Annotated in this window: 16 protein-coding genes; 2 read left to right on the forward strand and 14 right to left on the reverse strand. The window is 43.7% G+C overall.

Features of this window, described 5'->3' with window-relative positions; genetic code table 11:
- Positions 1 to 3 precede the first annotated feature (3 nt).
- The 10 genes from Q5H80_RS18360 to Q5H80_RS18405 form a co-directional block, all read right to left on the reverse strand.
- Positions 4 to 798, reverse strand: a complete 795-nt coding sequence (locus Q5H80_RS18360; protein ID WP_304569513.1) for a family 16 glycosylhydrolase — start codon at positions 796 to 798, stop codon at positions 4 to 6.
- Between the two features lie 70 nt (positions 799 to 868).
- Positions 869 to 2023, reverse strand: a complete 1155-nt coding sequence (locus Q5H80_RS18365) for a hypothetical protein (protein ID WP_304569514.1) — start codon at positions 2021 to 2023, stop codon at positions 869 to 871.
- Complete coding sequence (locus Q5H80_RS18370; RefSeq protein WP_086713864.1) at positions 2020 to 3402, reverse strand: DUF3131 domain-containing protein; 1383 nt, start codon at positions 3400 to 3402, stop codon at positions 2020 to 2022. Before Q5H80_RS18370 ends, Q5H80_RS18365 begins: the two co-directional genes overlap by 4 nt.
- A 9-nt stretch (positions 3403 to 3411) precedes the next feature.
- The gene (locus Q5H80_RS18375; protein ID WP_304569515.1) at positions 3412 to 4812 is read right to left on the reverse strand and encodes a DUF3131 domain-containing protein; all 1401 of its coding nucleotides are present in this window, start codon (positions 4810 to 4812) and stop codon (positions 3412 to 3414) included.
- 15 nt (positions 4813 to 4827) lie between these two features.
- On the reverse strand, positions 4828 to 6150 hold the full coding sequence (locus Q5H80_RS18380) for a DUF3131 domain-containing protein (protein ID WP_192892124.1): 1323 nt from the start codon (positions 6148 to 6150) through the stop codon (positions 4828 to 4830).
- Entirely contained in the window at positions 6140 to 7996 is a 1857-nt protein-coding gene (locus tag Q5H80_RS18385) for a cellulose synthase catalytic subunit (RefSeq protein WP_304569516.1), read from the reverse strand. Before Q5H80_RS18385 ends, Q5H80_RS18380 begins: the two co-directional genes overlap by 11 nt.
- Before the next feature lie 55 nt (positions 7997 to 8051).
- A complete protein-coding gene (locus tag Q5H80_RS18390; RefSeq protein ID WP_304569517.1) occupies positions 8052 to 8534 on the reverse strand; it encodes an ATP-binding protein in 483 nt (160 codons plus the stop codon).
- Between the two features lie 15 nt (positions 8535 to 8549).
- Positions 8550 to 9674 carry a sugar phosphate nucleotidyltransferase gene (locus Q5H80_RS18395; protein ID WP_192892121.1) on the reverse strand — a complete coding sequence of 375 codons (1125 nt, stop codon included), beginning with the start codon at positions 9672 to 9674 and terminating at the stop codon, positions 8550 to 8552.
- Between the two features lie 9 nt (positions 9675 to 9683).
- The gene (locus tag Q5H80_RS18400; protein WP_086713858.1) at positions 9684 to 10016 is read right to left on the reverse strand and encodes an STAS domain-containing protein; all 333 of its coding nucleotides are present in this window, start codon (positions 10014 to 10016) and stop codon (positions 9684 to 9686) included.
- Positions 9968 to 11221 carry a PP2C family protein-serine/threonine phosphatase gene (locus Q5H80_RS18405; RefSeq protein WP_304569518.1) on the reverse strand — a complete coding sequence of 418 codons (1254 nt, stop codon included), beginning with the start codon at positions 11219 to 11221 and terminating at the stop codon, positions 9968 to 9970. Before Q5H80_RS18405 ends, Q5H80_RS18400 begins: the two co-directional genes overlap by 49 nt.
- A 190-nt stretch (positions 11222 to 11411) precedes the next feature.
- On the opposite strand from Q5H80_RS18405, the gene Q5H80_RS18410 reads away from it, so the two are divergent.
- Complete coding sequence (locus Q5H80_RS18410; RefSeq protein WP_304569520.1) at positions 11412 to 12410, forward strand: hypothetical protein; 999 nt, start codon at positions 11412 to 11414, stop codon at positions 12408 to 12410.
- Positions 12411 to 12571: 161 nt separating this feature from the next.
- Positions 12572 to 17326 carry a calcium-binding protein gene (locus Q5H80_RS18415; RefSeq protein WP_304569522.1) on the forward strand — a complete coding sequence of 1585 codons (4755 nt, stop codon included), beginning with the start codon at positions 12572 to 12574 and terminating at the stop codon, positions 17324 to 17326.
- Positions 17327 to 17657: 331 nt separating this feature from the next.
- Here the strand turns inward: Q5H80_RS18415 and Q5H80_RS18420 are convergent, their stop codons facing one another.
- The 4 genes from Q5H80_RS18420 to Q5H80_RS18435 all read right to left on the reverse strand — a co-directional run bounded on the left by Q5H80_RS18420 (position 17658) and on the right by Q5H80_RS18435 (position 22563).
- A complete protein-coding gene (locus Q5H80_RS18420; RefSeq protein ID WP_304569523.1) occupies positions 17658 to 18392 on the reverse strand; it encodes a hypothetical protein in 735 nt (244 codons plus the stop codon).
- Positions 18393 to 18656: 264 nt separating this feature from the next.
- Complete coding sequence (locus Q5H80_RS18425; RefSeq protein WP_304569524.1) at positions 18657 to 19970, reverse strand: HlyD family type I secretion periplasmic adaptor subunit; 1314 nt, start codon at positions 19968 to 19970, stop codon at positions 18657 to 18659.
- A 9-nt stretch (positions 19971 to 19979) separates the two neighbouring features.
- Positions 19980 to 21746, reverse strand: coding sequence for a type I secretion system permease/ATPase (locus Q5H80_RS18430; RefSeq protein ID WP_304569525.1), 1767 nt, complete (start codon positions 21744 to 21746; stop codon positions 19980 to 19982).
- Positions 21747 to 21927: 181 nt separating this feature from the next.
- Positions 21928 to 22563 (reverse strand): hypothetical protein, encoded by a 636-nt coding sequence (locus Q5H80_RS18435; protein WP_304569526.1) that lies wholly within the window; start codon positions 22561 to 22563, stop codon positions 21928 to 21930.
- Positions 22564 to 22759 lie beyond the last annotated feature (196 nt).

Consider the following 22759-nt stretch of genomic DNA (forward strand, 5'->3'; position numbering starts at 1 on the left):
ATGTCATTGATTTTTTGAACAAGGTTTTCCTTGCTTAAAACTGAAGTTTCTATACTTAGCTCGATACGTTTTTTTCCTATCTTCTCGGAACTTACCGGCCCAGTTACTGATCTCTGGGTCTGTCGCCCATATATTAGCCATAATACGTAAATACGAGCTTTCAATACTTGGAATAGGGTCATATTGGCTGTCGTTTATACGTAATACCAAGTTGCCATCTATATACCATTCAAGCTTATCTTCTCCCCAATATATTCCGTAGCGATGGAAATCTTTGGATGCATCAAACCCTAAAAAAATAAGTGTCTCATGCGAGTTTGTGTAGCTGTCATCATCAGTCCAAAAATTCAGTTGGACCATATTGGTATTAGAACCAAGAAATTCGATGTCTATTTCATTGTGTATTCCATTGCCGCCTTCAGGTTTGTCGTAAGGTCCCGAAAACAAAAAGAAAGAACTAACAACCCCGGGGGCTTTTGCTGGTTTCATGTCTATCTCATAGCAACCGTATGGATAAAACTCCGTACTTCGAATCTCTCCCCCATAAAAGCTCAATTTACCGTCATCAGTTAACACGGGATCTGGCGACAATGAGAGAGTCATCCCTCTCTTGTTGAAACTAACCGCGTCAGCGTCCCATCGACTTGCGAATGGAAACCCATTTTCCCACCCATCAGACAACCACCAGAGGTCGCTATCTAAGTCCCTCAATGGGTCTTCGAAGCTCTCCCCATAAACAGTGGCACTAGATAAAACTAACGCAACGGCGATAGCAGAATATGTTTTGGATAATGGCATGGGCAAACACACTTATTCATTGAGTTTCACTATCAAGCGTAATACATATGCCATAAATTTCATCCTAGATTTAGTCTTCGGTTACTGGAATAAAACTTCTTCTTTGTACGGCTTCCACTGCAGGAGCAGAATTCAAGCCTAAATTACCTTTGGGAATCGTTTTAGTTTCAACAGGATGAGGCTCTGGTGAAGTAGATTGCACATTGGATTCTGAAATTGGTTCAACATCGCCAAGCGGAGAAATAATAACCACTGGTTGGATCTCATCATTTCCATTCGGAGATTCTGCACTCTTACTTTTGACTTGTTGATTCGTTGAATGGGAAGCCTTGTTATCTATTGGTTCGTTAGCTGATAACTCTTTCGTTGTAGGAAGCTCTTTCATTATAGAGATATTGCTCGTTACAACTTCTGCTTTAGGATGAACTCGGCTTTTAGGTGAATTAATGTCTGAGCCACTGTAATTAATCGTTCCTCCGGTACTGGCTCTCTGTACCACATTGGAACCTTCACCACTCGCCCCTGACAAATCGCTCGTTTGTGGATTGGCCGCTTTAACCTCTGAATTAGTACTTTTCGACGTAGGAGATGGTTCGACCACGAAGGTCGGTTTATTTGAAAACTCATTGTTGAGCATCAGTTTTCCATTCGGTGTGTATTGTTTTAGCTGATCACCTTTGGCTAATGGTTTGTTTGAGCGTTTTACCGGTGGAGGTGGTGAAGCAATCAACCCCGTTGCCGGTGCATCGTAATTAAACACTCCAAGCTTTTGGTCCCATATATCGATAAGAGAAGAGAGTTGAACCCATGAGTCATTCACAAAACCACTCGCATCCCCTGAATTTGTGGCAACAGAGAAACGAGCATTGAATTGATTATATTCACTCTGTAATTGCTGCTTGTACTCAAGCCAATTGCTTCCCCCCATTAAGAAATATCGAACACTATTGGACCAATATTCGTAAGCAATCGGATCTTGGCTTTTCTCTGCCGCAATCGCAGCCAACGCATCCGCTAAACCAGCAGTTAACCACATTTGCTTGGTTCCTAACTTAGGTTCCATACTCAGGGCTCTATTTGCTTGTTGATGCATTAAATTAGCCGCTTGGATATACCGGCCTTGTGAGACCATCAATGTCGGCGTACTCAGAAGATCAATTGATGCTTGGTTTAATGCGTAAGAAGGAAACGACATGACAAGCAATAGTATCCATACTCTGTTCATCGGAATGTCTCTATTAAGCAACGACCAGGATGGTCGAAACGAGAGTTAAATTTTACATCTCTATATTCTTTATCAGTAGTCGATTGGTACAACTTGCCCTTTTGCTTATAAAGCAAAGCTTGAAGCACCCCCGCATTAGTTTTCAAACTGATGCTTTTTTCATAAGCACTGGTTAGTTCGTAACGCCCCTCATACCAACCTCGCTGAGGGTCATACAACTCTTTTACTAGAGTCATCAGTCGATCGGTATAATCCGTTTTCCACAATGCCCACATTTGAAAAGCGACTCTTGTTGAAACCAGTGCTAAATCATCATGAGAACTGCCATCTTCGGCCAACGTTATCCAAGGCGTACCCAACCCATAAATAGCGTCATAGACAAAGTATGGTTCTCCGGTAACAACATGCTCTCCTCGCGCAGTGTAGATTCTTTCATTATCCCAGCGAGCTTCTTGAACTTGGTAAATAGCATCAGCCATCGCAGACAAAGTTTGATTAGTATGGGTAGCGTCACTTGAAGTCGTATCTCCAACCTTGTCCCAATTAAATTCTAAGCCCATCCATAGATAAGGGGTCGAATAGACGGGTCTCAATACATTAAACACTCGCGGATCTCGACCATCGAAAATCAAGTCGATATCGTAAATAGTTGCCACATCATAAGGTTCAATATTCATGGCTTTTTCAGGAACAATTTGCCAGTCAAGATAACCATAAGAGGTATACTCTTCGATACCCAGCCGACCTTCTTTATAGCGTATAAGCTGGCCATCTTGAATTAGGCCACCGTACAACTCACCATCAAGGCTAATTAACTCACAAAAGTTCCACCTCAAGACTGCTTTATCTACATACTCTGAAAACTCAGGTGAATGTCGCTTCACAATTGCTAGCACAATCAGTAAACGACCGACATCTAAAGACGACCAACCTATGTCTTGCGGTTGGTTTCCATAGTTCACCATTCCCCCACTTTGCGTGCTGTAGACTTTGTTAGGGGCATAACCATAACTCAGGTCCATTTTGTTGAGAAACGCCAATACCAACGTCAAACGCTCGTCATATTGCTTATTGGTTATAAACTCGAATTCCTTGGCCGCAATTAGAGAAATCAAATAGTCAGCCAAGCCTGCCATGTTTGTTGTCGGAAAATTATCCAAACTGTTCACCAACCCTGTTGTGAGTTGGGTGTTGTTATCTATATATTTCCATGCGGTTTGAGCCCATAGAAGCTCTTCTTCGGTTAATGGGCCATGACGCCCCTGTCTTACGATTTGAGACTGATTGAGCGCATCAACACCATTGCTTACACCTTGGTAAACTACTCCACATCCGGAAATAGATACCGACAACAAAAGTACACTCCACTTCTTCAGCATTCAGTAACCTTATTCTACGGGTACAATCTTTTTACGAGGTAGACATTGGCCTTCATAACCAAACGGCGACTCCAACGCTTTCTCCCATAGGCTTGGCGCTAAGTTATCTTTATAGGTCAACAGCTTACCTTGCTTTTTGTACAATAAGATTTCTAAAGTAATCCCATTGTTATTCGACGTGAACGTATTAATAAGTCCGGTACCATTTTCAAATATACCTTCATAGAACCCTTTTTCGCGGTCATATGCAGTCGAAACATGATCAAACAATAGATCCGTATATGGTGTGTCCCATAAAGCCCACATACCCATAGCGCCTTTAATCGCTACAGCTGAATACTGAGGTAGATACTCACCGACTTCTGAAATTGTATTCCAAGCAAAACCATCAGTATAAATTGTGTCATAAACGAAATAAGGAGCTCCTGCTAGTTGGTGCTCGGTTCTAGCAGTAATGATACCCGTTTGCTTATAACGCTCTTCTTGAACTCGGTAAATCTGAAGGGCAAACTCAGCGATCCACTCATGTGAGTAATTGTTGTCATGTGGTGAACGGTCTTCGACTAAATCCCAACCCATCTCGATACCGTCTAACACATAACTCTCTGTTACAACGTAACTGTGAGCTTTGAGTTTTCTTGGGTCACGAGTATCGTAAGGCACGTCGTAACCGAACAGGTTTATAGTGGCATAAGGCTCGGCCATTGCAGCTTGTGTGGTATCGAACCCCCAAAGTTCAAACCCTTTAGCTGCATACTCTTCATAGCCTAAACGACCTTCTTGAAGGTACTGAACCTCTTTACCTGGTTCTAGTAGTGCGCCAAACATGGTGCCGTTCTCATCAACAACGTTGCAGTAGTTCCAACGCAATAGAACTGAATCGATACTTGTCGCGAACTCTGGGTATCTCTGTTTGATGATGTAGAGCCAAATCATCAAACGCCCTAAATCCAGTGCCGAGTAACCTATTTCACCTGGTTGGTTACCATAATCCACCTTTTCCGCTGTTTGAGTATTGTAGGCTTTGTTTGGTAGTTCGCCCTTAAACAAGTCAAGCGTGTTTAATGTAGTCAGAAAGCGTACCAATCGTTTATCAAACTCTTCTTTCTCAATGATTCCTAACTCATAGGCACTCGTCATGCCCGCCAAATAAGAAGCCGCATCCCACCATGTAACCGATGGGTAATTATTTACCGCATTCACTAGCCCTGTTGATTCTTGGTAGTTATTTTCAAAGTACTTCCAAGCAATCCTCGCCATATCCATTTCTTGCTCTGTTAGCTCTCCAGAACGAGGTTGTGGCGTTGTCCAGTGTGTATTTCTTTCAATAATATCATCAGAGAATTGATTATATTTACTACCGCAACCAACGATTGCAAGAGTGATCAAGCCAACACTAATCGTTCGCATATAAATTCCTTCTTATTATTTCAACTCACCGATGGTCAATAGTGGTCCATTTTCTATATACGCTAAAGATTCCAACACAATACCGTTGGTATTTGCCGTTACCGCTTTATTCGTTCGACCATCAATCTCATAACGACCTGAATACCAACCTTTTTCATCTGAATACAACGTTGATGCTTCATTGATTAGCACATCGGTATAATCAGAGTCATAGAGTGCATACCAGCCAAAGGCTGCTTTCGTGGATAGTGTTTTAAGGTGAGATTGATCTTTACCATCGTCTGAAATGGCATTCCATTTTTCGCCATCAGAGAACACTGTGTTGTACACAAAGTATGGTGCTTCATCTACGTTATCTTCACTGACCGCTGTCACGATACCCGTATCTTCGTAACGACGTTCTTGAGCTTGGAATACTCGATGTGCGAACACTTTCGATACGCTATCTGCGCCAAATTCAATACCGTCCAAGATGTAAGACTCACTCACCACGTAGTTATGCGCGTGGAACTTAGAAGGGTCACGCTTATCGGTAGGAATCTCAACCCCATAGATATCAACCATATCTAGGAAATCGATATATTTCATTGAGTTAAATACATCACGCCCCATAAGTGCTAGCGATTTTGATGCATACTCTTCGTAACCGATTCGACCTTCTTGAACCAGCTCCATTTTGCCGTCAACACTAGATGGACGAGAACCAAACATGTAGCCTTCGTTCAACATTGCGCTCACTTTCCAGTGATTCAAAACATCGTTAACTTGCTTGTTAAACTTAGGGTACTGCCAAATCATGATATTCATCGGCACTAAAATTCGACCAATATCAATGGCAGACCAACCAATACCATTTTCTTCAGGGTTGTTCGCGTAATCCACCATTTGCAACGTTTGTGTGTTGTAAGCTTTATTTGGCAATAAGCCATCAACAAGCGGAAGTCTCGCCAACGTAGTCAGAGCCTTCTCCATACGTCGGTCAAACTCTTCTGAAGATATAATATTGATCTTCTCTGCAGCAATTAACCCCATTAAGTAAGAAGCGGTATCCCACATAGTTGTTGAAGGGTAACCATCTACTGAATTCACTAATCCGGTGTTTTCTTGATAATTGTTTTCAAAGTACTGCCAAGCAACATTCGCCCATTCAAACTCTTGTTCAGACAATACTCGTGAAGACTTAAACGGGATGTCTTCAGGTATTTCAAAGGTGATATTCCCCAGAACACGTCCTGGCTCACGGCTTTCAATACTGAAGGCAATGATTAGTGCCGTAGCAAGCCCTAGAATAAATACTATGTGATGGCGAGCATTCACCAGAGATTTATTAAACTCCATACTTCAACTCCTCTGAATTGGTAGTTTCTTCACCTTCACTTTCTTCAGGTGGTGCCCAGAATGCAGCTGCGATCATTCCCCACATCGCAAGCATGTTATTGATAATCCAAAATGTGTTCAGTACAAGTCCGCCAAATGAGTAATTTCCCCATGAGCCTGTTGAATGGCCAATCCATGCGAAAGCTAAGCTAAATAGGCTCAAGCCAAATACGGCAGCTTGTGGAATAACAAGTTTAAAAAAGTTACCTGTTTGACGTTCCTTAGGCGTGGTAGGAAAACTCACTTTACGCCCTCGAAGTACCGTCCATAGAGCTCTTAAGTTCACAGGGAAGAAGGACAAGAAGTTAGTTTTGCCTTTGTAGCCAGCAACCCCCCACGTCCCTATCATCATCGCCAACTCAGCCGTCAATACAAACGGAAGAAAGTGAAGATAAAAAGTCACGTCATATGCACTTACTGGAGCGATAGAAGTTAGGAAATAGATGATCGGACACGCTAAGAAAACGATATTCCAAATTGCCGACAGATTGGACCAAAAGCTCGCGCCATACATAAACTTCTGCTTTAGCGTCAGGCCTTTACGAAGTATCGGGTTATCGTTCATGAAAATATCAATCGCACCACCTGAGTACTTAAAGCGCTGAACAGTCCAAGTTTGTAAATCTTGCGGAGATAACATCTTACTTTCGACATTAGGGTGCATCACCGAGCGCCAATTTCGCTCTCTATCTGAATGTAAAACGATAGATGTGTATAAATCCTCAGACACGTGGAATTTATATGGAGTGAATTCAGTATCAAACAAAATCTCATCACGTAGGTTATCCGACACCGTTTTTTCAACTTTTTTCTCATTGGTTAAACGACGGATTTGCGCTTCGATTTCATCTTGTTCTTTGGTAATTTGCTCCGCATAAGCTCTAAGCGCAGCTTCCATGACAGCTTCACGGCGATGTATCGAACCAGCGCCACAACAGAAAGAAGAATTGACCCAATTACGGCGACGTTGGATCACGTCATAAAACATTTGAGGGTCGTTGACGAATGGGTCTTCACCTAAGGTTACTGGGCCATAAAAACGCTCAATACCTCGACCAATTGGGCTCGCCCACTTACCTACTTTTCTAGTTAGGAACTCAGGAAGGCGCTCACCTTCTGGTAAGTCAAAGAACCATTGCGGTGTTTGTACCCATGCAACACTTGGGTCTCTAAAGTAGCCAAGTGTATTTTCTAGAATGGTAGGGAATGGACGGGTATCCGCATCACAGATGACAACGAAGTCACCACTAGTACGCTCCATCGCATTTCGTAAGTTACCAGCCTTAAATCCAATATTTCCGTCACGAGTGATGTAGCCAATTCCCATCTCTTTAGCCATCGCTTCCATTTCAGGTCGCTTGCCATCATCAAGAATGAATATCTTAATATCAATATCGTGAGGGTAACGGATTTTTTGAGCATCCAGAATACTCAGTTTTACCAATTCTGGCTCTTCATCGTAGCTAGGGAAAAAGACATCAACACTGATTGGCCTATCTTCCTCACTGTTAGAAATACATTCCGAGATCTTGTGCGGTGGCGCCTTTTTAGGCTCATCTTCAAGCTTCCACAGGTTGTATGTAAACAAAATTGAACCAATAAACGCACATGACTCAGCAAAAGCTAAAGGTAGAGAGAACCACAGCGCATCATAATTTAGCGCGTACATCCAACGCCAACCCAAATACCATAAGCCTAACGTTAAGTTACAAGTTGCCAAATACTGGTACAGAAGCTCTCTAGGTACACTGTGAGGTACAGGTTCGGGCGGAACCCGATGCTCAAACTTATGAAAATAATTGTCCATTTGTTCATTTCCCTATTATTTTATTCATCTAGCCAAATGTTTCTTTTCCCTGAATCTATGGGGAATGAACATTGTCGATCAAATCACTTTCAACCAACTCCTTAGTCATTATGAAACAGTTATATCCACCCTCAACTTGTAATCTGATTTCATCCATCAAAGCCGATACAATCAAAAAACCGCGTCCCGACGTCGTCCATGTTGAGTCATCACTAGGGTCCATATCCACGAACTCATTGGACAACGCTTTTTCCAATTCACTTTCTGTCATAGCTTCTCCTTGATCGATGATGTCGATGCACAACTTCTTCGAATTAGAATCGCTTTCAAGTAAGCACTTGACCCTGACAGGCATACCTTCCTGCTCGCTATAAGCATGGATATAAGTGTTGTTAACCATCTCTACAACACATAGTTCCAACTGTGAGGCTAGATCTGGGGATATCCCGACTTCCGCCCAGTAAGCGTGAAGCTCCAAAGCGACCTGCCGAGAGGTTTCGAGAGAACTTTTATATGCCTGTTCAAATGTCTCCAACATGGAGCCCCTCCTTATCTACATGCTATTCAACATATCCGATACACGGTTGTGTGCTGCATGCGTTCTTAGGTTATGCCATTTCAAATCATGATTTTGTACGCCGTCATGGCCAATGCAGTAATTACCAAATATGGTTTGATGCTTAATATGCGCACCAGACTCAACATTGATGTTGTCAAATATAAGAGACTCTTCAACAACACTGCCTGAATCAAGTTGGCAATTTGCGCCAATTAACGCGGGGCCAATTACCTTCGCATTCGCGTCGACTTTACAACCGCTACCGATAACCACTGGTGGAGTTAAGCTACAATTGTTGAGATCCACGACAGAGTTAATTCCTACCCAAACTCCGGCCTTTACTTGAGTTCCCGGAATTCGATAACCTGGGACTTTTCCATCAAGAATATCCTTGGTAACACTCCAGATATCCGTAATATTCCCTACATCTAACCATTGGAAATTCATCTCTACCGCATAAAATGGGACGTGTTTTTCAACCAACATAGGGAAGAGTTCACTACCAATGTCGTATTCCCCCTCTTTAGGGATATAGTCAAAAATGGCGGGCTCAAAAATGTATATCCCGGTATTGATTTGAGTAGACATGGCTTCAGCTTTCGGTGGTTTTTCTTGGAAGCTAGTGACAAGCCCTTTATCGTTAGTCACAACAACACCGTATTTTTCGACATCATCTAACATCACGTTTTTGGTAATGATGGTCGCGATACCGCCATTCTTTTTATGCTTACGAACAGCTTCTGTTAGGTCAAGATCTATCCAAGCATCACCACAGACCACAACGAATGTCTCATCGAAAAAGCCGGAAAACTGCTGTATTTTTTGCATTCCACCAGCCGACCCTAATGCTTTACTTCGATATTCACCATCAACATGCTCACCTTCATAGGAATACGAAAGTTGCACATCAAAATGGTGGCCATCACCAAAGTAACCCTCGATTACCTCAGCAAGGTGACTCGTGTTAATAACGAGCTTATTAATATTGTGTTGAGCAAACAGCTCAATCATCGATTCCATCACTGGTTTCCCAAGGATTGGAATCATGGGTTTAGGTAACGACTGAGTGATAGGTTTGACACGAGTTCCTTTCCCTGCAGCTAGAATCATTCCTTTCATTTTATCCCCCTAAACTGCCGTAGCTAACGCTTCATCTACAGTGGTGTACGTTTTGATCAACCGATCCATACGCGTTAGCTTAAACAGATCCAAAACTGGCTTTTGATCATTTGCTACAGCGATCTTTTTGTCTCTCAACATTTTGTAAACACCCATCACCGCACCAAGGCCACTGCTATCCATAAATTTTACGTTAGTAATATCAAGCACCACATTTTGTGAAAGCTCTGGAGTTAAGCTTTCTACTGTTTCTCTGAATTCAGGGGCAAGCTTCGCATCAAATCGCTCTTCATTTACTTGAAGAACTGTGCTGTTGCCTTGTTGACTAATTTCATATCGCATTCGGCGTCTCCTTGTTGAGGCCCTTTCCATTCTGCGACCAAAACACTTACATCATCTTGGAAGCTTTCATTGTGTTGCCAGTTTCTGACATTATTTACTAATAATTCGGTTTGCTGTTGTGTTGGGTAGTGCTGCAACTCTTCAATCGCATCTTTCAAGCCTTCTTCTGAAAATTGTTCTTCGCCATTTTCAGCTTCAGTGATCCCATCGGAGTAAAACCATATCTTATCCCCTGCTTCTAATTGAATATTTGCAGCTTGATATTCCACCTCATCAAAGGCACCAACCACAAAATTATCGTGACCAATTAGCTCGGCATTACCTTTAGAACCGTGGTACCAAACCAACGGAGGGTGACCAGCACAGCAATACGACATCAATCCCGTTTTGATGTTAAGCACAGCATAAATCATTGTGAAATAGAGAATATTTGAGTCGTTGCTCATGTACATTTGATTGAGCTTTGATACCACTTCGTGTGGTGGGCAAATTTGAGTGCTGTCTCCATCATGCTTAAGGACGACAGAAGCATTGCCGTTCAAAACAGACAAACTGGTTTGCACCGAAAAGGACATCAGTGCAGAAGAAACACCATGACCCGCAACATCAAATAGATAGAACGCCACGTGATCTTTATCTAGTTGCATGTAGCCGAGCATGTCTCCACCAACTTGAGCGCTAGGTATTGAAATGTAACTCAGCTCTACACAGGTAAAGTGTTTAGTTTTAGGTAGGATATGACGAATGAGATCACTCGCTGAATCTAAATCACGCTTGATCGTATCGTAGGCTTTATCGAGTTCGGTATTCTTGTCGACAACTTCGTTATGTAAAGCAAGGGTTCGAAAACCCGCTCTCACACGCGCATCAAGTTCATCGATAGAGGTTTTTTTATCGATGAAATCATCGGCACCAGCGTCAATACCATTGATGATTGACGCCTCATCACCCTTCGAAGACAAAAGGACAAAAAATATGTAGCGGTTGTAATCTTGGGACTTAAGTTCACGGCAAAGTTCTAAGCCATTCATTCCTGGCATCATCCAATCGCTAAGTACGAGTTGGATGTCATTATTATTAGCTAGCAGTTCAAGCGCTTTTTCACCACCCGATGCAGTGTGCACTCGATATCCACGCTTTTTAAGAACCGAACTCATATATATAAGAATGGTTCGATTATCGTCCACCAATAGAATATCTTTCATTCTTAACCTTAAGCCTTCACTAACGTTACAGCAGTGCAAAGTAACCATTATTTTTTGGCTTTGATTCGCACCTCTTATTACTTTAGGTTAGACTCAACTCATTGCTTTGCAAATTGTTTCTTATCTTTTTGTTTCTTTTAAGTTAATGATGTGCGGTATCTAACACTATTAATGGAGTGAATTGTTAAAAATGACATTAATGAAAGAACAGTTTTTAACCGCATCACTCATACTGGTTGTCAGTCATGCAACCGCAGACAGTTTTTTAGCCAATACTGCACCTCACGCCCCGAAAACAGATAACGGCAATACAATCACAGCAAGTACACCTTCAAACACTTCAACATCCATACCCACAGATTCAGAAATTGATGAAATTTGGAAAGGTGTGAGCAGTTCGTTTGAATTCCCATATGCCGATTGGGAAGACAGAGAGCTCTTTGATGGATTGAGTGGCAACATCGGTTATCACCACCCCTTAGCTGAAACGGAATCTGCAAACCTACCCGCGGGGAGCACGCAAGGCCCCTCCAACCTAAATAAAACCGCAACACTCTCGCTGAAATATACCATCGCCGGGGCTTGGTTTATTTCCGGAACCTTTTATCACTATTTGGACAGCGATCAGCAGCAAGCATGGAATCCAGATTTCACCTATGTTTTTGGTTACAGTGATTGGCGTCCATATACGTTAAGCCTTGTTTACTCAAACTATGGTGGCAACCGATTCAACCCAGAGTCTGGACAAAACAGAACTGAATTCAACCAAGGCACTTGGTCTCTTGGCTGGAAGTTCCCGATAACCTCTCCTGTCGTGGATTGGTTTAGATTTACCGACGACGGCGCTATTGGTTGCCAAGTCGACTACAACCTCACGCCCGAATATTTCGATTTAGCCTCTATCGAATATAAGTCCAACCACCAAACGGTTAGCCTTGGCTGTAAATATTCCATTTGGGGAAACTGGTACGTCAATGGCACTGCTTTTTATTACCTAGATAAAAACCAACAACAACCATGGAATCCTGACTTCACTTACGGCTTTGGCTATTTTGACTGGCGACCAGGTTCCATTACTTTGCAGTACAACAACTATTCAGGAAACCGTTGGAACAGTGCTGAACGCGGTGAGAACACAGGCCGATTTAAAGATGGTGCCATAACCTTAGCGTATAGTTTTGCTTTCTAATTCATTAGTTATTGATTTAATTTAATTAACGAAATTAATGGAAAACATTCCCAAGCCGACTAATCTTAAAACACCATCAACATATGCAACCACTACCACACAAACTAATATCACACAAATATAGATAAGTGGTACGTACCATAATGGCTAGGAGGCGGGATATGGAAGGAACTAAACACGATGATCTCATTGTAGGTACAGATCAAGACGACGCAGTAAATAGTCGAGCTGGCAACGACCAAATTAGCACACTGGCGGGTGATGACTTCATTGCTGCGGGTGAAGGCAGCGACACAATTTTAGCGGGTGAAGGCGCAGACACCGTATTAGGTGATATTGAATACGATACAGGAGAGACGGCTGAAGCCCCAGTCAATACTGACGATTCATGGGGTGAATCTCAAACCGTTTATACCTACGACAACAATACAAACGGCCAGCAATCGTCACACACTATTCGACTTGATAGTTTTGCTGTTAACCAAGCTGTCAACACATCAACAACAGTCGCTGGACTTGAAAGCAACAGCTCAATTACCGTTCAACTCACAGACGAAAATGGTACTGTGATCGCCTCACAAATCGCTCAAGTCGATGCTAACGGTCTTGTCAGCATCGATACCGATATTCCAGAATCCTCACTCGGTGACTCTGGTGAAGTCACGTTTACCTTCCTTGATGACAACAATCAACCCATCACCCAAATTGATGATATGAACATTGACGTTCGTAACATCTATAACGACACCATTGATGGCGGGGCCGGTGATGACATTCTTAAAGGCCAACAAGGTGACGACACGATCTACGGTGGTACCGGAAACGATTTTTTAGACGGCGACATCAATGACGATACGCTTTATGGCGAAGATGGAAACGATGTTTTAGTCGGGGGGAACGGTGATGACTACCTCGATGGCGGTTCTGGCGATGATACCCTACTCGGATCTGATGGCGACGACATCCTTCATGGTGGCGATGGTAACGATCTACTCATGGGTGAGATGGGTGACGATATGATCCATGGGGGGAAAGGCAACGATGACCTGATTGGAGACGATGGTGCTGACACCCTGTATGGAGGTGAAGGTCACGACAAATTGTTTGGTGGTAAAGGTAACGACTACCTATCCGGTGATGACGGTAATGATGAGATTCATGGTGAAGACGGTGTCGATAACATTATCGCAGGCGCCGGCGATGACTTCGTATTAGGAGGAGCTGGTGACGACTTAATCTCTGGAGGCCAAGGCAGTGACCTTTTACTTGGCGGTGATGGCGATGATGTTGTTACTGGTGATGAAGGTGACGACACATTAGTTGGCGAACTCGGTAACGATAACTTATCAGGCGGTGACGGCCAAGATACCCTATATGGTGATGCCGGCGATGACACTTTGTCTGGGGGGGCTGGGAACGACCAACTGTATGGTGGCTTAGGTGATGACACAATAGACGGCGGCGATGGCGATGATGTCATTCACGCAAATGAAGGCGCCGACACCATCACAACCGGTAGCGGCGATGATCTCGTTTTCGCAGGCTCCGGTCACGATATTATCGATACCGGTGAAGGTTCTGATACAGTATTTGGTGAAACCGGCGATAACCAAATTACGTCTGGTTCTGGGGACGACACGATTTACACCGACTCAGGTAAAGACAACATTGATTCCGGTGACGGTGCCGACACGATTTTCGCAGGAGCTGGTGATAATGTAATAAATTCGGGGTCTGGTGACGATTTGATGTACACAGATTCTGGGGACGATCTCATCACCTCAGGAACAGGAAGTGACACCATCTATGCCGGAGACGGCGACAACATTGTAGAGTCTGGCACTGACAACGATACAGTCTTTACCGGAAGCGGCGTGGACACCATCAATCTTGGTGAAGGCGACGACAAAGCATTCGCTGGCGGGGGCAACGATTCAATTGTCGCTGGTAGCGGCGATGACCAAATCTTTGCAGGTGAAGGTGACGACACCCTTCAAGGCATACAAGGCAATAACCAACTCTTTGGTGAAGGCGGTGACGACACGTTAATTGCAGGTCTTAATGCAAGTGAGCTATACGGTGGTAGCGGCGCGGATACCCTCCTGGGTTCGGAAGAGTCTGACAGTCTGCATGGTGGTCAAGGAAACGATGATATCACTGCGAATGCCGGTAACGACATAGTTGAAGGTAATGGCGGAGATGACACATTAACTCTTGGAACCGGTAATGATGTCGGCCTAGGCGGTGAAGGTAACGATACGATATCTGGCGGCGAAGGTAACGACACTCTGGTTGGAGATGCCGGGCACGATACTCTCACTGGCGGCAGTGGAGATGATGTCCTTGTCGGGGGCGAAGGTAACGATCTACTCGACGGTGGCACAGGACGCAGTGAGATATATGGCGGCAGTGGGAATGATACGATAATTAGTTCTACTGAAGATGACCTACTCTCCGGAGGCTCGGGAGACGACACTATTTCATCAGGAATTGGGGACGATACCGTATTTGCAGGCTCAGGGACCGACAACATAACAACGGGCGAAGGTGCTGATACCGTTTATGGAGAGTCTGGCAGCAATACGATTGATACCGGTACTGGTGACGACATCGTTTATGGTGGTATAAATAGTGACAATGTCACCCTCGGTAAAGGTAAGGACCAAGTTTACTCTGGTGATGGTAACGACACCATTGATGCGGGCTCAGGTGATGATCATATAGACGCAGGCGCTGGCGCTGACTACATCCAAGGTGGCAGCGGAAACGATGCTATTTTTGGTGGCGCCGGGAATGATGAACTCGTTGGGGGTGAAGGTTACGATTTCCTAGCTGGCGGAGATGGTGATGACATTATCACCGATGACGGCCAAGATACGATTCTAGGTGAAAAAGGGAATGACACCCTCACAGCAGCAGCTACGGGAAGCCACAACATCTACGGTGGTGACGGTAATGATACTCTGATAGGAAGCAACGCTAGCGACACCCTCTATGGTGGTGCCGATGATGACACCATCACTGGAGCCGATGGTGATGACACATTATTTGCTGGCGATGGCGTAGATACCGTCGACGCTGGTTCTGGTAATGATACCGTTTACGGCGAATCCGGCAGCAACCAAGTCAATTTAGGTACCGGAGATGACACCCTATTTGGCGGAACCGGTGCAGACACCGCTTTAGGTGGTGAAGGTAACGATAACTTATACGGTGGTTCGGGTAACGATGATCTATCTGGCGGCGTAGGAGAAGATTTCGTAGATGCCGGAGAAGGCAATGATACCGTTTCCGGTGGCGACGATAACGATCTTATTTTTGGCGGTGACGGTAACGACACATTGATGGGTGATGCCGGAAACGACCTACTCTACTCCGGTGTAGGCAACGACCAACTGCACGGTGGCGATGGCGAAGATAAATTGACCGCGGAAAGCGGGACCAATACCCTTTCTGGTGACTCAGGAGATGATATTCTGCTTGGCGGTTCTGGTGCAGATACCTTACTCGGCGGCACTGGTGACGATTATATTGAAGACTCATCTGACAACAATACTGTCGACGGTGGCGAAGGCTCGGATACCATCAAACTAACCGGTGCGAATAACACCGTATCCGGCGGTGCAGGTGCTGACACTATCAGCTCTACAGGTGGTGGTATTATTAGTATCGCGGGTGGAGACGGTAACGACTCAATTACAGCTACTGGTGATGTAAATACTATAGATGGTGGTGAAGGCAGTGACACTATCAGTATTACTGCGGGTAGCAGTACGGTTACTGGCGGTGAAGGTAACGACTCAATCACGTCAGCCAGTGGAAGTGATACCCTTCAGGGTGATGCAGGAGCCGATACCTTATCCTCTGGGTCTGGAAACGATAACCTTTATGGCGGTTCCGATAACGACAAACTGTATGCAGGGGACGGCGACGATCTCCTCGAAGGTGGTGACGGCAATGACACCATGTTCGGGCAAAACGACCAAGATTCTCTCGTTGGCGGATTAGGTAACGACTACCTTTCAGGAGGTTCCGGTAACGACTCCCTTAAAGGTGGAGAAGGAAACGATACGTTACGTGGTGATTCTGGTGAAGACACCCTTTGGGGCGGCACTGGCAACGATAACCTTTCAGGCGGAGGTTCTGCCGATCTCCTATTCGGAGAAGAAGGGAACGATACATTATCTGGAAACGGAGGCAACGATATTATGTATGGCGAAAGTGGCGATGACAAACTGTCCGGAGGCTCTGGCGATGATTACCTTTCTGGTGGTGACGGCAACGACACCCTGAGCGGTAACAACAATTCAGACACCCTTGACGGTGGAGTTGGCGACGACAACCTATCTGGTGATTCCGGAAACGACACCCTATTTGGTCAAGTTGGTAATGATATTCTCGACGGCGGTGATGGTATTGACCAACTCTATGGTGGTGCGGGTAATGACCAACTTATATTTGATTCAAACGAACTCGAATCCGGTGAGGTTGGTGTCGTTCACTTTAGTGGCGGTTCAGACTTCGATGTTTTAGTAGTCGGCAACGATAACCAAAGCCAAATGATTGATATGTCGAACAGTACATTCCAAGAGATTGAAGGGGTAAAAATCAGTTCCAGTGATACAGAGCTCGCCCTCGCCTTGGATAAAATTGCTGCCAATAATACGGCTGGTGATACTGCGGGACAATTCGTATGTACCGGAGCGAGTAGCATTGATGTATCTGGTTGGGGTTGGCAGCTCACTGAGAGCCACTTAGAAATGAGCGAATCACTTCAAGACATCTATCGCGAAAGTAATATCGATACAGGCTCTCTGTATGGCTACCGATTTGAAAGTGAAGCAGGGCAAGAAGTCGTCATTTGGAGCGATCTAAATAGTGGTGACATTAATTTCCCTGATACCAATGAAGTATAATGGTACGTCAGCTCGTAACCACTAAATAACTCCAATCAATAACCTGCTACCAATAGCAGGTTATTTTTTGCCTGGTGTTTGCTGTCTAGTTAATGGTGTTTAGGGCTGCATTTCCATTCCCCTGCATTGGCAGAGCATCAGACCGAAACATACCCGTCAGATAGCCGTTCAGAAACAAAAAAGCGTAAGAGCCGTGAAGCTCTTACGTTTTCATATCTTATCGTTCGAATAATTCTATTTAGCTTTGGTCGATTTAGTTTTAATCAATTTAGCTTTGGCCTATTTAATTTGTCTCTTAGCCCACTTATCAATACAGTAGAAACCTAGTTGGCTAGCCTTCGATACAAATTTCACGCGTTTTACGTGTTAGTTGCGCATCATTAGAAATAACAAAGAAGTAATACTCTTGGCTTAACTCATATTGCTGAATATAAGTCCGCATATGATTTAGCATACTTTTGGCTTCACCATAACGCTCTAAATAATTACGGTCGCACTTATTCACGATATCAAGATCGACTCTTAAATCAGCAAAGTCCGTCATTAATTCATCAACGCGTTTTTCTGTCTCAGCCTTTTGTGCTTGTTTGGAGTACTCTCCTTCAAGCTCTGACATTTGGGATGCAAGCGCCTGTTGGTTTTGTTTTTCTAATGCAACTTTCTCTTTTTCAAGCTTTTGATTCATCGCAAGCTTGGCATTTTTTACCGAATTTTTTTCTGAAAAATATCGGGAACGATAAGTCTTTGCTGATTTCTCCGCCTTCGCCAATTTAGCATTAGTTACCGCTAATAATGCGGAGAGCTCTTCGATTTCAAGCGCTTTTTCTACAAGCTTTTTATCAGCAGCATCAACCTGACTTTCATAGGTTTCATCATCCATTGTTTTGACGTAGTTCATGTTTGCCATCTCATCCGTCAAATCATCAATGACTTTATTTAGCGTCGTTATAGTTTCACTCGCCTCACTGAGCTGTGTTGAGGCACTGTAATTATGGTACGCAAGATAACCAGTAATAAGTAAAGTCGAAGCCAATAGCGTTGAAAGAACTGTCGTTTGTTTAACCATTGTCTCCTCCTTAAATTACCTGTTTGTAGCACTTCTCTTCGCAACTCGGGCATATGTACGATTGACGGTCGATCTTGGCGGAGCAATGCGGACACCGCCCCTGCTTACGGTCAAAGCTCAGTAATAGCAACATAAACCCAATAGGACCTAATACATACCCAAGTAAAACCCCTGCAACTAGGTTGTTCTTTTTAAATCCAACATAAGTGCTCATAGCTAAGAAACTGAAATAAAAACTCAGCCAAAACATCATAGATTCGTCCATTATGCCTCCCTCATTGCTTTCGCCATTCCACTCGTTAGCGGGCCAATTAAGTAATCCCATAGCGTCCTTTCTTCCACTAGGATCAAAACTTCTGTCAGCATGCCAGGGTACAGATCAATGTTACTTTTAGTACGAAGCGCCTCAAGATCATCACGGTCAAATCGAATTTTGACGAGGTAACCCTGATCGCTTTGTGAGGCTTCCCCTCCCTTGATGACCCTATCCGCTGAAACATGGATAACTTCACCCAAGATCGGCGGGACTTGCCTTGCACTATAAGCCGTCAGGCGTATTCTGGCGTCCTGCCCGGAGCGAACAATATCGATATCTCTTGGCGGGACAATCGCTTCCACAATCAGCTCATCACTCTCAGGGACAATTTCCATCAAAACCTGCCCCGGGCGCACAACACCACCCACGCTAGAAATATTCAACCCAACGACACGACCATCAAACTCACTTCGAATTTGAATTCGTGAGCGAACATCTTCTAAGGTATTCATGACTTGTTTAATGTCTCGAACCTCATCGTTTACGGCTCTTAATTGCTGTGAGTAATCTCGCTTCAAATCCAACAACTGACTTTTATAAGTTTCTTCCAAAGTTTCGAGTTCGCGTTTAGCGACATCAATCGTAACCTTGATTTCCGCAAGTTCACCATCAATACGTGCGTAGTGTCGTTGCAACTCAAGCATACGAGTTCTAGATACATACCCTTTAGCCACAAGGCCTTTGGTCATATCAATCTCTTGCTTGATTAGATCTCTTTGAGACGACACGGCCTTTCTCTGGAACTGGTTACCTTGAATTTTCTCTCGGTATAACGTGGATTTTTGTGTGTATAGCGAATCAATTAATTGCTTTCGTAACAAGCCTTGCTCGAACTGAACAGATTCACTATTGATGATTGGCATAACAATTAAAGATTCATCCTCATTGCTCACCAACACTTCTGGCCACTGTGGCTTTTCAGATTCATTGAGTAGTGCTTCAAGCCGAGCTTGCTGCGCTATCAAAGAAAAGTTTCGATATAAATAACGTTTGTAGTCAGATTCAGACTTACTATCAGAAAGCTCGATAAGCACTTGGCCAATTTTCACTTTCTCGCCGTCTTTCACGAAAACTCGTTTAACCCAACCACCCTGCAAGTGTTGAATCTGCTTCCTTTTACTTTCAACAACTAAGTTGCCGTGAGCAACAGAAGCTGAGCTTAATGACATCGTCATAGACCAAAATAAAAAGCCTCCGACAGTCAAAATTAGGATAGTCGAACCTAATATAATGAGCTTTCGCGTACTGAAATTCCCTTCCATATTCTGCACCTATCCTTGTACTGAATTTTGAGACTTCGGCGAAACCTTCGAAGTTTGAGAGTGGGTATTAGGTTGAGGGTGAGTCTTAGGTTGTGAGTTCGTATTGTTCAACGAGGCCGCCTTACCTTGTGAGTTCACATTTAGCCCTAAGAACTGTTCACATGTTCCAGCTTTCTCGACACGCCCTTCTTTCAAACTAATAACCCAATCCATCTGACGAAGGAAACCCGGTCGATGAGAGATCATTACCACGGTAATTTTATGTTCTTTACAATGCTGTAAAACAATTGCCAGAGCGGTTTCGCCTTCGGGGTCAAGGTTTGAATTCGGCTCATCCAATACTAATACTCTTGGATTTGAGTAAATTGCTCTCGCAAGGCCAATTCGTTGTTTTTGGCCTCCGGAAAGTAGAATTCCGCCTTCACCAATATATGTATCGTACCCTTCAGGAAGCGCCATAATAAGCTCATGAATACACGCAAGTTTGGCAGATGAAACTACATCTTCGTCATTACACTCTGCAAATCGCGAAATATTTTGTTTAACCGTTCCGGCAAGTAACCCTACATGTTGAGGTAGATAACCAATATATTGACCGAATTGGTTTTGATCCCATTTCTCAACCGTTGCGCCATCAATTTTAATATCGCCAACGCTCGCTTTATGAATACCCATCAGTAAACTTGCAAGAGTTGACTTACCCGACCCAGAATTACCCATGACTGCAAGAGCCTGACCAGCGCCCAGCTTGAAACTGATACCCTGCAAGGTCGGCGCTTTTGCTCCAGGGAACTTCAAGCTCACGTTGTTAAATTGCACTTCGCCTTTAGGCTGTGGTAACAACGTTTTGGCTTTCATTTTGCTAATAGATACACACTGTTTTAGTCTTCGCCACGATTGAAATGCGCTATACCAAGACTTCCACCCACTAACCGCACTTTCAAAAGGGCTGACCACTCGGCCAATAAGAATTGAGCTCGCGATAACGGCACCAAGACCCACTTGCTGCTGCAGTGCTAAATAAACACCGAGTGTGAGTATGACCACCTGCAATAAGGTTCTAAAATAGCGGCTAACCGCGAGTAACAAACCTACTCTGGCGTTTACTAACCATTGCAAACTAAGGACGTGGTTGTTTTTTTCTTCCCAAACTTTACCTATATTTTGGCTCATGCCCATGGCCTTCAGTGTCGGCGCATTACGAAGAAAGTCGTTGAGTTCCATGGCAACTTTTCCCGTCTCTTCTTGAGCCATACCGCTGACCTTTCTGCCTCCGAGCATCATTGCAAAGGTAAGCAATGAAAAAATGATCACGCCAGTGAGTGCAACGAACCCGATATATGGGTGTAGAAAAAACAACAGAATTAGGAAGAACGGTGTGAATGGTAAATCGAGAATTGAAGATGTTGAGGGAGATGCGAGAAAGTTACGTAGTGTTGTAAGATCGTGAAGCGGCTGCTTATCAATGCTATTTGATTGCGATGATGTCGATATACTTAAATCCAGTAACTGACCACTAAGTTGTGTGTCCAATTTAAGCGCAGAGCGTTGCATCAAAAGAGTTCGAATGTACTCAAGAGCCGACTGAGAGGTGACCAAAAATAGAGTAATGCCCAATAATGCCAGCAAGGTTTCCAAGCTTGCACTGCTCATCACTCGATCAAAAAGCTGTAAACTGTATATAGGCACAGCGAGTACCAATAAATTGATCCCCATGCTAAAACCAACCGCGGCCAACGCTTCCCTCTTCACAGTTCGAAAAGGACTCCGTGTCATATCTTCCATATAGCCAGGCTCACCTAGTTGCATATTATTATAGAGTGAGTATAGACAAATTTTTAACAGCCTAAATACAATTTTTTAAAAGCTTAGATATTGATCCTTAAAACGTTATCAGACAAAACCATATCAACCTCATTTGTAGTTGGAATCTCATCTAATTTTATAAAAATCTGAGTTAAATGAGATTAAATTGCTCGCTCACCTCATAGCCTGTCGCAACTTCTCTATGACTTTCTTTTATTATCCAATTAATTGGGTTTCGGACCCAAGGCTGAGGGTCTTGTGAAGGAAAACCGTCAGACACTTTCAGAGCAACGACCGTAAAGCCCAAAGATTCGCAAGTTTCAATACAGCGCTGTGCATGCCAAGACTGTGCAACAACGGCGACTTTAACTTTCCCCAAATCCTCGCGTGCCTTTTTTGCCACATCCGCAGTCGTTTGATAAAGGTCATTCTTTATCGGTACATAAGGAGTTTGATGCAAATGCTTCGCTATCTCCTGTTGCACGTAACAAAAAGCCAAAGGATTCAAATGGTAAAATAGCGCCACATGGCTCGCTAACTGCTGATTAACACAATCACTATCACCAAACGAAAAAGCAATCACGGCTTGAGCGTCTCCGACATCACCGAAGTTTTGGCGCTTTAATACATTTGAAGTTAAGTAATGGAAAATGCGTTCTTTTGACGATTCTTCTATCTGATAATGCTCTTTAAGATAGCGATGCTGAATCAAACAAGAATTTTCAGGGGAAATATGCTCAGGAACCGGAAGGCCCATGTCGCGGATGAAATCATAAAATTTAAACATAACAATCTTTTCCTAACTAAATCAAAATCCATCTAGCCAGTTCTGTCCGTTGTTATGCTTACAGTTTAACAGCGTATTGTTAGATCAAACAAGTTAATTGTTTAAATTATCATCAATACCTATATTCACATTTTTCGTAATTCCTCTGATACGATGCAATAAGTTGTATTATCATTAGCTTAACCACAACAATAAG

The organism is Vibrio sp. SNU_ST1, from assembly GCF_030563405.1.
Lineage (GTDB): Bacteria > Pseudomonadota > Gammaproteobacteria > Enterobacterales > Vibrionaceae > Vibrio.

Bases quoted from the DNA above. Each gene is read 5' to 3' on its own strand.
- Q5H80_RS18400 (WP_086713858.1), bottom strand. From the start codon at position 10,016: ATGCGATATGAAATTAGTCAACAAGGCAACAGCACAGTTCTTCAAGTA.
- Q5H80_RS18435 (WP_304569526.1), bottom strand. From the start codon at position 22,563: ATGTTTAAATTTTATGATTTCATCCGCGACATGGGCCTTCCGGTTCCT.
- Q5H80_RS18420 (WP_304569523.1), bottom strand. From the start codon at position 18,392: ATGGTTAAACAAACGACAGTTCTTTCAACGCTATTGGCTTCGACTTTA.
- Q5H80_RS18425 (WP_304569524.1), bottom strand. From the start codon at position 19,970: ATGGAAGGGAATTTCAGTACGCGAAAGCTCATTATATTAGGTTCGACT.
- Q5H80_RS18390 (WP_304569517.1), bottom strand. From the start codon at position 8,534: ATGTTGGAGACATTTGAACAGGCATATAAAAGTTCTCTCGAAACCTCT.
- Q5H80_RS18405 (WP_304569518.1), bottom strand. From the start codon at position 11,221: ATGAAAGATATTCTATTGGTGGACGATAATCGAACCATTCTTATATAT.
- Q5H80_RS18375 (WP_304569515.1), bottom strand. From the start codon at position 4,812: ATGCGAACGATTAGTGTTGGCTTGATCACTCTTGCAATCGTTGGTTGC.
- Q5H80_RS18385 (WP_304569516.1), bottom strand. From the start codon at position 7,996: ATGGACAATTATTTTCATAAGTTTGAGCATCGGGTTCCGCCCGAACCT.
- Q5H80_RS18360 (WP_304569513.1), bottom strand. From the start codon at position 798: ATGCCATTATCCAAAACATATTCTGCTATCGCCGTTGCGTTAGTTTTA.
- Q5H80_RS18365 (WP_304569514.1), bottom strand. From the start codon at position 2,023: ATGAACAGAGTATGGATACTATTGCTTGTCATGTCGTTTCCTTCTTAC.
- Q5H80_RS18370 (WP_086713864.1), bottom strand. From the start codon at position 3,402: ATGCTGAAGAAGTGGAGTGTACTTTTGTTGTCGGTATCTATTTCCGGA.
- Q5H80_RS18415 (WP_304569522.1), top strand. From the start codon at position 12,572: ATGGAAGGAACTAAACACGATGATCTCATTGTAGGTACAGATCAAGAC.
- Q5H80_RS18395 (WP_192892121.1), bottom strand. From the start codon at position 9,674: ATGAAAGGAATGATTCTAGCTGCAGGGAAAGGAACTCGTGTCAAACCT.
- Q5H80_RS18410 (WP_304569520.1), top strand. From the start codon at position 11,412: ATGACATTAATGAAAGAACAGTTTTTAACCGCATCACTCATACTGGTT.
- Q5H80_RS18430 (WP_304569525.1), bottom strand. From the start codon at position 21,746: ATGACACGGAGTCCTTTTCGAACTGTGAAGAGGGAAGCGTTGGCCGCG.
- Q5H80_RS18380 (WP_192892124.1), bottom strand. From the start codon at position 6,150: ATGGAGTTTAATAAATCTCTGGTGAATGCTCGCCATCACATAGTATTT.